Below are 14,065 nucleotides of genomic sequence, written 5' to 3' on the forward strand. Positions count from 1 at the left end.
TTTCGCCTTTTGTACTAAAATTTGAGTGTTTTTGTGTATTTATGCCTTTTCAAAATGACAATACTTAAATTTTGAACAACTGGCGTACTAAAAATCGTTATTATCCAAAATCTAAAGGAGTGGTAACTTTATGAAACGTGACGGCCATATTCATACCCCTTACTGTCCACATGGTACTTCGGATTCGTTTAAAGAATATATTGAAAAAGCAATCGCTCATAACTTTACACATATTACCTTCACAGAACACGCTCCATTACCATCGAGTTTTGTAGACCCTACACCAGAGCAAGATAGTGGGATGAATCCAGAATTTTTAATGCCTTATTTTGAAGATTTGCAAAGCCTTCAAAAGGAGTACGCACAAGACATTCGCATTGGAATTGGTTTAGAGATTGACTATATTCAAGGTTTTGAACAAGAAACTCGTCAATTTCTTGACACATTTGGACACTTTTTAGACGATTCTATTTTATCGGTCCATTTCTTACAATGGCAAAATACCTTTGAATGCATAGATTTTTCTCCAGAAAATTTTATAACTTTTTCAAAAAAAGTGGGTTCTATTAAACAGGTGTATGATTTGTATTATGATACTGTCCTACAATCGATTAAAGCAGATTTAGGACAATATAAGCCTAAGCGCATTGGACATCCTTCACTAATTCACAAATTTCAATTAGCACATATGGTGAAAATTGATGACTCTATCCGGATTCGAGAAGTTTTAGATTTAATGAAGGAAGAAGGCTATGAGCTAGACTTAAATAGCGCTGGTTTAAGTAAAACATATTGTCAGGAACCTTATCCACCATTTTACTTTATCGATTATAGTAAATCTATTGGGCTACCAATTGTTTTTGGTTCAGATGCTCATAGTGTGACTGATTTACATCAACACTATCAAGTTATATATCCAAAATAAATAACTTTCAAACGAGGTGCTTTATGTTTACACAAATTAATTATGAAGGATCTGTTGCAGAGCAATATGATACATTAGCAAAACAATTAGATGCACTGCTGACAGGAGAAAGCGATCGCATTGCTAATTTCAGTAACGCTTCTGCATTACTGAATCAATTTCTAACAAACATTAACTGGGTTGGTTTTTATTTATTACAAGGAGAGGAACTCGTATTAGGCCCATTCCAAGGCTTACCTGCCTGCGTTAGAATACCAATCGGACGCGGTGTTTGTGGCACAGCTGTAGAAAAAGAAGAAACAATGGTCATCAAAGATGTACATGCCTTTCCAGGGCATATTGCCTGCGACGCCGCTTCCCAATCCGAAATCGTTATTCCCTTGATTAAAGAAGGCGTTGTACTTGGTGTTCTTGACATCGACAGTCCAATCATCAATCGCTTTTCTAAGGAGGATCAAGAGGGGTTAGAGCTATTTGTAAAAACCTTACTCCTGCATTTATAAAAAATGCCCTGAAATGATTTATTGTCATTTCAGGGCATTTCAGCATATAAGGATGGCTGACATTTTATTTCAAAAACATCTGTTTACTTTTTCACATTATGAATTTGTTTGGCAGAATCGATCATGAATACAAAATCGATTTTTACCACTGTTTTTCGCTTCATATAGAGCAGTATCTGCATATGAAAAAACAGATTGAAACGCTGGACGGTACTGTTCATCCCACGTTATGAGACCAGCTGAAATTGTCACCTGAGGATCCGTTGCATTTGGAATGACTGCAACGATTGCTGTTGTCAATTCAATTGCTTCTTTCTCATCAATATTTGGGACACACACGGACATTTCTTCTCCACCCCAGCGTGCACAAATACCACGATCTCCAATCGTTTCTTTTAACTTTAACGCAATTTGCATAAGAATCTTATCACCAATTTGATGACCATACGTATCATTAATGTATTTAAAATTATCAATATCAATGAGTAGGAACATCCCTGATTGATCTTTTTCAAGCGATTTCTCTACATATTGGTCTAAATAACTTCTAGCATACAATTTTGTCAAATGATCCAAATCTACCATTTCTTGAAGTTGATTTCGTAATATTGAGTTTGCAATGGCTAAAGAAGAGTGGTGGATTAATGATTGCATTAATTTAAAGCTATCAAATGAAAAGAAATACGGCTCCTTGTGTAACACAATACTAAACCCATTAATTTTTTCTTCCATTAAGATTGGGATTGCCATAATTGAACGATAATCAATTTGATTAGAGGTTAATCGACTGAAATCAGCAATAAACAGTGGATCATTGGTATGTTCAAAATGTTGTTCAACATGTTTTATATATGTTTGCCCCTTCTCTGAATTGAATAAAGCTGTACTAGCATCTGTCACTTCAAAGGAGTCATTATGTTTAAAAGCGAAACAAACTTCCATTGGTTGCAAGGATTTCAACTGTTTTTGTAGAAAAAGTAACATTTCATGAATATCAATCCTCATATTTAAACGATGCGAGGTTTCATTGATGAGTTGTAAATCACTTACGAGGCGATGCGATTGATGATATAGTTTTGCATTTTCAAGTGCGTTTCCAGATGCTTGTGCTAGCATACGTACAAAATCCTTTTCAGTCGTTGTAAAAAGATATGATGTAGGTGCACCTACTTGTAAAATACCATAAATAGCTTGTCTCCCTTTTATTGGAGCATTTAATAATCGACAATTCAAATCGCTTGCAAGCTCTGTCGTTAGTTCTCCTGAGACAAAAGCCTCAATCGTTGCAGGTCTTTCAGATAAGTAATCGAAAAGCTTAATATCGATAGTCGTACGGCGGTCTTGATCATTTGATAGTATAAGCTCCACATTAAACTCTGGGAAATTATCCTTTATATTTTTCAAGACATTTTCTAAAATTAAATCAATATCCATTGTCGAATGAAATAAGTCTGTCATATTATACAATTTTCTATATTGATCTTCATTCACTTTTAGTTCTAAATTTTCTCTGATCATCTGTAGAACCTTCGTAAGGGTTTCCACACACTCTTCCCCATAATCTGAAGTCATAAAATCTGTCCAAGCATCTGTCGCCTCTACAAGTAGCACACCAATTGGAGTTTTGCCCTCTGCTTGGAATAGCACCAAATCTGTCATCATATTATAAGCTTCTTTTTCTTTTAATATATAAGGAATTTTCACCACATTTTGTTGATAAAAACTAGCTTCAACCATTTGCCATGACACAGCATTTAGTTTTGTTTCGATTGTTAAAGCAGCCATCTCTTCAACAGGTATTAAAGAATTACTGTCAAAACTGAGAAAAGCAGCATTTACAATCCCCAAGCGCTTCTTTAGACACTGTTTTAATGAATAAAAATACTCATTAAAACTGGCTTGTGCTTTAGAATTCACCCAAAAGCTCAAAACATCTGATTGTATATATTTTAGCGTTTGTAAATGGTCTGTCATGAAATCACCTTTTCTATATAACATCCAATAAATTACTATTAACTTATAGTACATTATACATAATTTGTGTCATTTTGACTATGTTATTCTATTTTACTTTTATATTTTACATTTTCACTGCATCATTGAACTATACCGGAGTTGCATGAACTGTATATAGAGGAAATTATTACTACATATCTTTTTTCGAAAATAGTTAGTGTAATAATTGACGTCTATGTAAGAAGCAGTTACAATGTAATTTGTGTAAAATAAACGCAGCAGTGGTATAAGCTTATTACTGTATTTTATTCCTCTATTTCATTTAGTATAGCTAAACAGAATAGATGGTGTATTGTGTAACCTAATGGCTGCATAGGCGAAAGTACATGAAAATAAAATGCGTATAAGAATGGGTACTACTGGTTTTTGTTTTACAACAAAAAAACCAAATTTAAAGGAGGAGACAACAATATGTCTCGTTATACAGGTCCATCTTGGAAATTATCACGTCGTCTTGGTATCTCACTAAGCGGTACAGGTAAAGAAATCGAAAAACGCCCTTACGCACCAGGTCAACACGGTCCAAACCAACGTAAAAAATTATCAGAATACGGTTTACAACTTCAAGAAAAACAAAAACTTCGTCACATGTACGGCATGAACGAACGTCAATTCCGTACTCTATTCGACCGCGCTGGTAAAATGAAAGGTGTTCACGGTGAAAACTTCATGGTTCTTCTTGAAACTCGCCTTGACAACCTAGTTTACCGTTTAGGTTTAGCTCGTACTCGTCGTGGATCTCGTCAATTAGTAAACCACGGCCACATCTTAGTAGATGGCAAACGCGTTGATATTCCTTCATACAGCGTAAAACCAGGTCAAACGATTTCTCTTCGTGAAAAATCTCAAAACCTTGCTGTAGTAGCAGAAGCAATCGAAGTAAACAACTTCGTACCTGACTACTTAACATTTGATGCTGACAAAAAAGAAGGTACATTCACTCGCCTTCCAGAGCGTTCTGAATTATCAGCTGAAATCAACGAAGCATTCATCGTAGAGTACTACTCTCGTTAATTTTTTAACGTTAGATTACTTACGGTTCTTAAGCCTCGCAACCTTGTTTATACAAGCGTTTGCGAGGTTTTTGTTTATAATAAGATAATCGGAAATTTACGTTCTTATTGATTTTGAAATAAAAAAATAACATACGGACAGGTGTACACTAACTCAGATTTATTCAATTTTCTACCACACTTCCAAAAAGTATTCTTCTCTATCTCCTTCTGCCTATCAGACTGAATCCATAAAAAAATAATGTAAATCAACTTTTGTCCCCTTTTGAACATATTTTGATAAAACCACTTTGGAGAATTAGGATCCTGAGTTGATCTTATTGTAATTAATTCACAAACAGGCAAAAAACAGTGAAAAAAATCAAGTTCAAGTTGAATATAAAACATACAAACACTATTTTATCTGAATTTTATCAATTTTCGTTCAATTAATAACAAAACTTGATTTTGAACCATTTATAATTAATGATACGTTATTAACATACTCAGGAAAAAGTAAAGGAAGGAGGAAATACCATGCTTAAATTTTATTAATATTTTAAATTAGGAGCTCTTTCAAGTAGTAAATTACTATTTTGTAGAAAAAGACCCGAGTAGCAATTACACGGTTAGGGGTTTTTTAAAAGTTTTTCGTATTAGAATAATCAGAAAATCAGATTCACCGTTATTGAATTTTGCGTATTATCGAAAATGAAAGGGGGAAGAACATGAAAAAAATGACAAAAAACATTCTTATTTTTTCTCTAGGCTTTGTGACGTTCTTCATTTTCTCAATCATTTTCAGATTTTTCTTTTAAAACAAAGGGGTAAAACGAAAAAGCAACTAAAGTTCCCAGTTATGGGCTGGAGTTGTTAACTCATAACGTCTGCTATTGGAAGTAGTCCAAACAAACTTAGAACAGCTTATGTATAGAGGGCAACACTGTTACGTGGTATCTGTTTATGCAAACGGTGTTAAACCAAGTTCGTCGAAGATAGCTTATGTATATTCATTCATATAGTAGTGCCCCCTAAAGTTAAAGTTTTTATTATGCAGCTAATTGGATGGCATGAATTCGGTATTTTAATTTCAGGAGGGATAACATGAAAAAAATAGCTATTTTGGTACTAATTTGTTCTTTGCTAGGTATTATTATTAGAATTTATGATATCGGGAAATCAAGAAATACAATATTCTCCATTTATAATATTGATTTAATTATTCTTTGTATAATAGTAATCTTTAGTTTGGTGCTCAGTTTAAAACTTGATCCAAAGAAATGAATCCGAATATAATTTACAGTATATTCAACTTATTTGTGTTTGATATTTTAAATACTAGTCAATGTTGTTAAACTCACTACAATCATGTATTAAAGATAAACCATCACTGTCCTTCTTAAATTCAAATTTGGCAAAGGTAATAACTCTATTATATTCTTTACCGAACCAATACTACGTTTGTGTACCCAAACTGTCCTAAGAAAGGAGACCTACCCCACCCAAGAATTCTTTAATAATAAAAACCCTAGAAACCTTATTAGATTAATGGCTCCTAGAATTTTTTTCATCGCTAAAATTTTCAAACGATAGCTGTTGTACTCGATTTTGATACAATTTCCCTCTTCAGCTTTTTTCGTTTAGTTCGCAATACAAGCCCAACTATTAGGTAAAGAATTGTAGTAATAATACCTGCCGTTGGAGAAACAATACATACTTTTCCCTCCCAGTCTCCACTCCAATCAACTTTTAGTGATGAGCCCTGAAAATGCTAAAAAAATAAAAAAGAAACCTTCTGTCTTTACGGAAGTCTAAATAGAAAATATTTCAAATTACAAGGAGGGAATTATGGGGTTTTCTGAACTTACTGTGATGGCCTTAATTTATAGTGGCATGATGATTTTTTTCTTAGTACCTTTTAAAAAGCAGCAAAGCAATTTTCAATCCATTTTTAAAGAAAGCTTACTTCATATCACTTTTCATAAAAAAGCTTTACTGGCCCTCCTTTTATTAACCTTTTTGTTAATAGCTATTTGGTTCGGTTATGAGCAAGAGATCTATCATTTTAATGCTCACAGTGGTGATCCCCCTATCAATACAGATTCAGAAGCAACTTTCTATATGTGCGCATTAATTGGGTATACAGTCATTCTTTATTTACTTCTCGCATTATGGATCTCCTTAAACATTTTAAAAAGAAAGGTAAATTAATTAAATATTCTAATAATTTATGACGTTTTTTTGTACTTTACAATAGTAATCTCTCAATTTATAAACAACTTAATCACTACTTTTATAATAGAAACAATATATCAGTTTTTTACTATTCATCCCACCTTTAAAATAGAACCGACTTCCAAAAAATATATTTTACTTTTATAAGAAAACAATTTAAAAACGCTTTCATTTAAACAACCATAGACAATTCAATCTTTCTACAACCTGAAAAAACAGCTAACTTTTTTGTAAAATAATAACATGAATAAAATTAACAATTTTAATAAAAATACGAGTTGAACTTTTACACGGATTAGAATAACATGAATTTCGGAAGGTGGTTCGCCATCATTCAAGCAATAACAATTTTGTTAAAGGGGTTGGAAATATGTCAGACGTTCTAAAGCAATTTGTAATGCCAAAAACAAACTTATTTGGACCTGGAGCAATTCAAGAAGTTGGTACACGCTTAAATGATTTAGAAGTGAAAAAGACATTAATCGTAACAGATGAGGGCTTACACAAATTAGGTCTCTCTGAACAAATTGCTAACATCATTACAGCTGCTGGAATTGATGTAGCGATTTTCCCGAAAGCAGAACCAAATCCAACAGATCAGAACATTGAAGATGGAGTTGCAGTATATCATGCCGAAAACTGTGATTCAATCATATCTCTTGGAGGAGGTAGCGCACACGATGCAGCGAAAGGTATTGGACTTATTGCTTCGAATGGTGGACGCATTCATGATTACGAAGGCGTTGACAAATCTCAAAACCCATTGGTGCCATTAATCGCTATCAACACAACTGCTGGTACTGCAAGTGAAATGACTCGCTTCACAATTATCACGGATACAGAACGCAAAGTGAAGATGGCCATCGTTGACAAACATGTTACACCACTTCTGTCGATTAATGACCCAGAGTTAATGGTTGGCTTACCTCCTGCCCTAACTGCGGCAACTGGTTTAGATGCATTAACACATGCGATCGAATCGTTTGTATCGACAAACGCAACACCAATTACTGATGCATGTGCTGAAAAGGTACTTCAGTTAGTTCCTGAATATTTACCACGTGCCTATGCAAACGGTGCAGATTTAGAAGCACGTGAGCAAATGGTATACGCACAATTTTTAGCAGGTATGGCATTTAATAATGCATCACTTGGCTATGTACATGCGATTGCTCATCAATTAGGTGGCTTCTATAACCTACCACACGGCGTATGTAATGCTATTTTATTGCCACATGTTTGCCGCTTCAACTTAACAGCACGCACAGAGCGTTTTGCAAGAATTGCTGAATTATTAGGCGAAAACGTTGAAGGATTAAGTAAACGTGATGCTGCTGAAAAAGCAATTGCAACAATTGAAAATCTCTCTAAAGATTTAAACATTCCATGTGGCTTCCGCGAATTAGGTGCGAAGGATGAGGATATTGAAATCTTAGCGAAAAACGCAATGTTAGATGTATGTGCTGCAACAAACCCACGTAAAGCAACTTTAGAAGACATTAAACAAATTATTACGAACGCGATGGGCCCTGTAGCGAAGAAAGAAGAGTCACTTGAAGCTGTCGCACTTTCTTAATAAACAATAAAACAAATAGAACGGCATGTCTTTTACAGGCATGTCGTTTTTGTTGAGTCGAAAATGCGTTCGCTCATTGTATGTAACGCCAACACTCGCTATACTTTTCTTAAAAAGAATTGGAGATATGAATATGCGTTTAATCTCAATTTGTCCTAGTAATACTGAGCTCGTCGCTTATCTAGGTTTGACAGATCAGCTTGTTGGTGTCGATGATTTCTCAGATTGGCCATTAGCAGTTAAAAACTTACCACAGCTAGGTCCAGACCTATCCATTAATATGGACGCATTAGAAGCATTACAGCCTGATCTTGTACTTGCATCCTTAAGTGTACCCGGTATGGAAAAAAATATTGAAGCTCTACAAGCAAGAAATATTCCTCACATTGTTTTTAATGCCAATTCATTAGAGGAAATCGCACAAGATCTCCATACATTGGGTAAAGCCTGTGGAGTTGAAGATCGAGCTAGAAAAATTTCTGAGGAATATTTACAATATATTGAACGTCTTCGCTCTGTTGCACAAACGATTCCTAAAAAACCTACGCTCTATTGGGAATGGTGGCCGAACCCTATTTTTACACCAGGTAAAATAAATTGGCTAACTGAAATTAGCACCATTGCTGGTGGGCAAAATCTGTTTCAAGATGTAGAACTCGCAAGCGTGCAAACTGATTGGGCAAATGTAGTAAGGCGCAATCCAGACTATATTATGATGGCTTGGGTAGGAGTTGCCTTCGAGCGTATTCAACCTGCAATTTTATTAAAACGTCCACATGCGCAGGAGCTACAGGCAGTTCAAATGAAACAGCTTCACGTGATGGAGGAATGGCTTTATTGTCGCCCATCACCTCGCCTAATAGAGGGTGCATTGAAACTTGCCCAAATACTTCACCCAAAAGAATATGGGCACTTAAAGCTTCCTAGTTTTTTAGATAGCTAAAACCCCTCGTTTTGCCAAAGAGCCATACTTTATTTAATAGAACACCCAAAATAAAACATCCCCTCAAATATTGAAGGGATGTTTCGTTTTGTTGTATAGGTTTGAATTAAACAAACTTCACCATATGGTATTTTTTCTTACCGCGACGTACAATGCTAAACGCATCCTCTAAACGATCCTTGCCGTCGATGACATATTCTAATTCAGTGACCTTTTCACCGTTCACGCTAATCGCACCATTCGTTACGTCTTCACGAGCTTGACGTTTTGAAGGTGAAATGCCTGCTTCCACAAGTAAATCTACGATGTTTTTATCTTCTTTCGCCATTTCAAAAGAAGGAACATCTTTAAACGCATCCTTCATTTCATCAGCAGAAAGTGCTTTTAAATCACCAGAGAATAATGCAGCAGTAATACGAATTGCTTGATCTAATGCTTCTTGACCATGAATTAAACGAGTCATTTCTTCTGCTAGGGCTTTTTGTGCCTTACGTAAATGTGGTTCCTCTTCCACAGATACTGCTAAAGCTTCTATCTCTTCACGATAAAGGAATGTAAAGATTTTTAAGTATTTTACAACATCAGCATCTGCAGCATTAATCCAGAATTGGTAGAACTCGTATGGGGAAGTTTTCTTGCCATCTAACCATACAGCACCACCAGCTGTTTTACCGAATTTTGTACCATCTGCTTTCGTTACTAATGGAATCGTTATACCAAATGCTTTCGTCTCTTCCTCATGCGTTTTACGAATAACTTCTAAACCAGTTGTAATATTCCCCCACTGATCAGAACCACCTACTTGAATGCGACAGTTGTAATGGTTGTATAAATGATTGTAATCAATACCTTGAATTAAAGTGTACGCAAACTCAGTGAATGAAATCCCTGTGTCAAGACGTGATGCAATTGTATCCTTTGCTAGCATGTAGTTCACATTAATTAATTTCCCGTAATCGCGTAAAAACTCAATTGTATTGATATCGCCAATCCAGTCACGGTTGTTAACTAACTGCGCACCATTGCCATCTTCTGCAAAGTCAAAAATACGCTCTAATTGACTACGAATACCTTGAACGTTTTTATCGATTTGCTCAACTGTTTGCAATTGGCGTTCTTCTGAGCGACCAGATGGATCTCCAATCATACCAGTCGCACCTCCTACTAGCAAAATCGGACGATGACCTGCTTTTTGGAATCGACGTAGTGTTAAAAGAGGCACAATATGTCCAATATGCATAGAGTCTGCAGTTGGATCTACACCACAGTATAAAGAAACAGACTGTTCATCTAATAATTTGGTCATACCTTCAGCATCAGTTTGTTGGTATAACAATCCGCGCCATTCTAAGTCTTGTAATAATTCGTTCGTCATTTCTATTCCTCCTAATGTGTTTAATGTTTCTTTACGTGTAGAGCCAATCTAAATAAAAAAGTCCCTACACGCAAAATATTGCATGCAGGGACGTTAATCACTAACGCGGTACCACCCGGCTTGAAGATGTCATCCATCTTCCTCTTCATTCAACCGCCTTTATCGCAGGCGCGCACGTCTAAGCTCCAAGCACGTAATTCGTCTCTACATTATGACCAGCTTTCACCAACCGCTGGCTCTCTAAACAGGGAATATAGATACTACTGCAAGCTCTTCATCACTAGAAAACTATAAGCATTATTCTATACGATTCTTTTTTTCATTGTCAATAACTATGTTCGAGCTAAATCAATATGTGCTATAATAAACAAGATTTTAGGAGGTCGATACATTGAAAGAATGGATTGAGAAAATCAATGCAAAGATCGAAGAATTATTAGTACGAAAATGGATGAAGAAATTACGCATTTCCGGAAGTGTTATCTGGAACTTATTTTTACTATTTTTAATCTTTGCATTGGTAGGCACTGTATTTGTCGGTTCAGTTGGTGCTGGCTATTTTGCTTCACTCGTTAAAGAAGAGCCTCTGCGCTCCAAAGAAGAATTGCGAACTCAAATTTTTAACTACGATTCAACCAGTGAAATTTATTTTGCCGACGATATTTATATTGGAAAATTACGTACCGATTTAGAACGTCGTGAAACAACATTAAATAATGTCTCACCAGATGTAATTAATGCCGTATTAGCGACAGAGGATGAGTATTTCCGTGAACACAACGGAATAGTTCCGAAGGCCGTTATTCGTGGGCTACTTCAAGACGTAACAAACTCTTCTACTCAAACAGGGGGCTCTACGCTAACACAGCAACTTATTAAAAACCAAGTATTAACAAACGAAGTATCCTATGAACGTAAAGCAAAAGAACTTTTACTTGCGATGCGTTTAGAGCATTTTATGACAAAGGAAGAAATTTTAGAGGCCTATTTAAATATTATTCCTTATGGTCGTAGCTCTTCAGGTCGAAATATCGCAGGAGTGGAAACTGCTGCTGAAGGTATTTTCGGCGTAAAAGCAAAGGATTTAACGCTTCCTCAAGCGGCGTACATAGCTGGTATTCCTCAAGCACCTTTTGCTTACACACCTTTTACAAATACAGGTGATCTTAAAAGTGAAGAAGCTCTTCAACCGGGCATTGATCGTATGAAAACTGTTCTTTATCGTATGAAAGACGCAGGTTATATTAACGAAGCGCAGTATAAACAAGCAATCGCTTATGATATCACTGCCGACTTCCGTTCACCCGAGATACATGCTGAGGATAGCTATCCATGGCTAACATATGAGCTCGAAAATCGCGCGAAAGAAATAATTGCTGAAAAACTAGCAAAAGAAGATGGTATTGATCCAGAACGCTTAAAGAATGAACAAAAATTAAAAGATAGATATATGATCTTAGCAGACCGTGATGTCCGTTCGAAAGGCTATCGTATTTATTCGACAATCGATAAAGATATGTACGATGCGATGCAAAAAGCAGCGGAAAACTTTAAATATTACGGTCATACGTATACAGCTAAAGAAAAGGACCCTGTAACAGGTGAAGAAGTTGAGGTTCAAATGCCTGTTCAGGTTGGTAGTGTTTTAATCGAAAATACTACTGGACGTATTTTAAGCTTCGTCGGTGGTCGTGATTTTGAATTAAAAAGTTATAACTATGCTACACAGGCAAAACGCTCAAATGGCTCAACAATGAAGCCTTTACTCGTATATGCACCTGCAATAGAATACGGTGTAATCGGTGCAGGTAGCCCGTTAGTCGACGTAAAATTCTCTATTGGTAATTGGAGTCCAAGCAACTATATTGCTAGTGATGAACGAGGACTTATACCTGCACGTGAGGCATTAGCTGATTCACAGAACTTATCTGCTTTACGTCTATATTATGATATTCTTAACAAACGTCCTGCCGATTATTTAGTAAAGATGGGGATTACGACCTTACAACCGGATGACTTCACAAACATTGCAGCCGGGATTGGGGGAGTAAAAGAAGGTATTACTGTTGAAGAGAACACCAATGCCTACTCAACTTTTGCAAATGGTGGACAATTCATCGACGCTTATATGATTGATAGAATTGAAGACCAAGATGGGAATATCATCTATAAACACGAAGTTGAACCTGTACAAGTATTCAGCCCTGAAACATCTTATATCATGACTGATATGATGCGAGATGTGTTATCACAAGGAACGGGTACAGTTGCAAAAAATACACTAAAATTCTCTTCTGACTTCGCTGCTAAAACTGGTACATCACAAAACTATAAAGATGTTTGGTTAGTCGGCTATAACCCGAATGTTTCTCTTGGAGTATGGATGGGTTATGATCAAAATCAATCACTGTATGCATTTAACAATACGTATCAGCAACCTAGTGTGCGTATTAACAAGCTATGGGGAACATTGATGAATTCTGTGTATGATGTAGATCCGCAATTAATTGACCCTAATACTAGCTTTAAGGCACCTAAAAACGTTGTGACTGCATCATTCTGTGGTATTTCTGGTTTAGCGCCTTCTGCAGCATGTGCGAATGCTGGTCTCGTGCGCTCTGATTTGTTTAATGCGAAAGTATTTTTACCTTCGCAGCCAGATGATAGCTTAGCTTCTTCTAGTGTAGTTACGATTAAGGGTAACACATATAATGCACTACCTAGTACACCACGAGAATTTGTAAAAGCAGGTGGTGCAGGTATTAATCAGGCATTTATTAAACGGATGCTAGGCCCACTTGGCGGTAATCCGGCTAGCCTATTACCAAAAAATTCGTCATTATCGAATTCAGCGGTATCAGCTGTTAATTTCCCAGCTGACAGTCATGCACCTGGAGCAGTATCTGCTTCAATTAATGGCAATACGTTATCTTGGTCAGGCTCTTCAAATGATGTAGTCGGTTACCGGATCTATAACGTAACAAACGGTGGTAGGACACTTGTCGGATCAGTACTTGAATCATCACAAAGTATGACGGTAGCAAGTGGTCAAGCCTATGCTGTTGTCGCTGTAGATATTACAGGTTTAACTTCACCGCAATCCAATGTCGTTTCTACTGGTGGCAGCGGAAGTGAAAAAAAACCTGAAGAAAAAGACGAACAAGAAAAGCCACCAACAACTCCACCTACTAACGAAAATGATTCGGACAATAATGAAAATGGCAATGGTTCCGATGGTAGTAATGGGGATGGCTCCAATACCGGCAGTGGTTCCGGGAATAACGGAAACAACTCGAATAATGGCAGTGGCTCCGGGAATAACGGAAACGGCTCGAATAATGGCAGTGGTTCCGGGAATAACGGAAACGGCTCTAACAATGGCAGCGGCTCCGGGAACAACGGAGACGGCTCGAATAGCGGCAGTGGCTCCGGGAATAACGGAAACGGCTCTAACGGAGGAGACAACGGAAATACAACTCCACCTCCTACCCAATAAAGAT

Annotated in this window: 10 protein-coding genes and 1 other annotated feature; of the genes, 8 read left to right on the forward strand and 2 right to left on the reverse strand. The window is 36.5% G+C overall.

Annotated features, from left to right (window positions below; all coding sequences use genetic code 11):
• Positions 1-130: 130 nt before the first annotated feature.
• Positions 131-925 (forward strand): histidinol-phosphatase HisJ, encoded by a 795-nt coding sequence (gene hisJ / locus BFJ97_RS07470; RefSeq protein ID WP_068983997.1) that lies wholly within the window; start codon positions 131-133, stop codon positions 923-925.
• Positions 926-948: 23 nt separating this feature from the next.
• Positions 949-1,428 (forward strand): GAF domain-containing protein, encoded by a 480-nt coding sequence (locus tag BFJ97_RS07475; protein ID WP_068983998.1) that lies wholly within the window; start codon positions 949-951, stop codon positions 1,426-1,428.
• 96 nt (positions 1,429-1,524) lie between these two features.
• On the opposite strand, the gene BFJ97_RS07480 is transcribed toward BFJ97_RS07475, so the two are convergent.
• Entirely contained in the window at positions 1,525-3,402 is a 1,878-nt protein-coding gene (locus BFJ97_RS07480) for a sensor domain-containing diguanylate cyclase (RefSeq protein ID WP_068983999.1), read from the reverse strand.
• 453 nt (positions 3,403-3,855) lie between these two features.
• Here BFJ97_RS07480 and rpsD point away from each other — a divergent pair, with 453 nt between their 5' ends.
• The 5 genes from rpsD (at position 3,856) to BFJ97_RS07505 (ending at position 9,190) form a co-directional block, all read left to right on the forward strand.
• Positions 3,856-4,458, forward strand: coding sequence for a 30S ribosomal protein S4 (gene rpsD / locus BFJ97_RS07485; RefSeq protein WP_068984000.1), 603 nt, complete (start codon positions 3,856-3,858; stop codon positions 4,456-4,458).
• Between the two features lie 1,082 nt (positions 4,459-5,540).
• Positions 5,541-5,720: a hypothetical protein gene (locus BFJ97_RS07490; RefSeq protein WP_068984001.1), complete on the forward strand. Its 180-nt coding sequence runs from the start codon at positions 5,541-5,543 to the stop codon at positions 5,718-5,720.
• 564 nt (positions 5,721-6,284) lie between these two features.
• Positions 6,285-6,647, forward strand: a complete 363-nt coding sequence (locus BFJ97_RS07495; RefSeq protein ID WP_068984002.1) for a hypothetical protein — start codon at positions 6,285-6,287, stop codon at positions 6,645-6,647.
• A 394-nt stretch (positions 6,648-7,041) separates the two neighbouring features.
• Positions 7,042-8,247 carry an iron-containing alcohol dehydrogenase gene (locus tag BFJ97_RS07500; RefSeq protein WP_068984003.1) on the forward strand — a complete coding sequence of 402 codons (1,206 nt, stop codon included), beginning with the start codon at positions 7,042-7,044 and terminating at the stop codon, positions 8,245-8,247.
• A 133-nt stretch (positions 8,248-8,380) separates the two neighbouring features.
• A complete protein-coding gene (locus BFJ97_RS07505; RefSeq protein ID WP_068984004.1) occupies positions 8,381-9,190 on the forward strand; it encodes a cobalamin-binding protein in 810 nt (269 codons plus the stop codon).
• 106 nt (positions 9,191-9,296) lie between these two features.
• On the opposite strand, the gene tyrS is transcribed toward BFJ97_RS07505, so the two are convergent.
• Complete coding sequence (gene tyrS, locus BFJ97_RS07510) at positions 9,297-10,565, reverse strand: tyrosine--tRNA ligase (protein ID WP_068984005.1); 1,269 nt, start codon at positions 10,563-10,565, stop codon at positions 9,297-9,299.
• Between the two features lie 83 nt (positions 10,566-10,648).
• Positions 10,649-10,852 (reverse strand) — a binding site (T-box leader).
• A gap of 104 nt (positions 10,853-10,956) precedes the next feature.
• Between tyrS and BFJ97_RS07515 the strand changes: the two genes are divergently transcribed.
• A complete protein-coding gene (locus tag BFJ97_RS07515) occupies positions 10,957-14,061 on the forward strand; it encodes a transglycosylase domain-containing protein (RefSeq protein WP_068984006.1) in 3,105 nt (1,034 codons plus the stop codon).
• The last annotated feature ends 4 nt before the right edge of the window (positions 14,062-14,065 follow it).

The organism is Lysinibacillus xylanilyticus (assembly GCF_001708185.1).
Classification (GTDB): Bacteria; Bacillota; Bacilli; order Bacillales_A; family Planococcaceae; genus Lysinibacillus; species Lysinibacillus xylanilyticus_A.

Bases quoted from the DNA above. Each gene is read 5' to 3' on its own strand.
- BFJ97_RS07480 (WP_068983999.1), bottom strand. From the start codon at position 3,402: ATGACAGACCATTTACAAACGCTAAAATATATACAATCAGATGTTTTG.
- BFJ97_RS07500 (WP_068984003.1), top strand. From the start codon at position 7,042: ATGTCAGACGTTCTAAAGCAATTTGTAATGCCAAAAACAAACTTATTT.
- BFJ97_RS07475 (WP_068983998.1), top strand. From the start codon at position 949: ATGTTTACACAAATTAATTATGAAGGATCTGTTGCAGAGCAATATGAT.
- tyrS (WP_068984005.1), bottom strand. From the start codon at position 10,565: ATGACGAACGAATTATTACAAGACTTAGAATGGCGCGGATTGTTATAC.
- hisJ (WP_068983997.1), top strand. From the start codon at position 131: ATGAAACGTGACGGCCATATTCATACCCCTTACTGTCCACATGGTACT.
- BFJ97_RS07505 (WP_068984004.1), top strand. From the start codon at position 8,381: ATGCGTTTAATCTCAATTTGTCCTAGTAATACTGAGCTCGTCGCTTAT.
- BFJ97_RS07490 (WP_068984001.1), top strand. From the start codon at position 5,541: ATGAAAAAAATAGCTATTTTGGTACTAATTTGTTCTTTGCTAGGTATT.
- BFJ97_RS07495 (WP_068984002.1), top strand. From the start codon at position 6,285: ATGGGGTTTTCTGAACTTACTGTGATGGCCTTAATTTATAGTGGCATG.
- rpsD (WP_068984000.1), top strand. From the start codon at position 3,856: ATGTCTCGTTATACAGGTCCATCTTGGAAATTATCACGTCGTCTTGGT.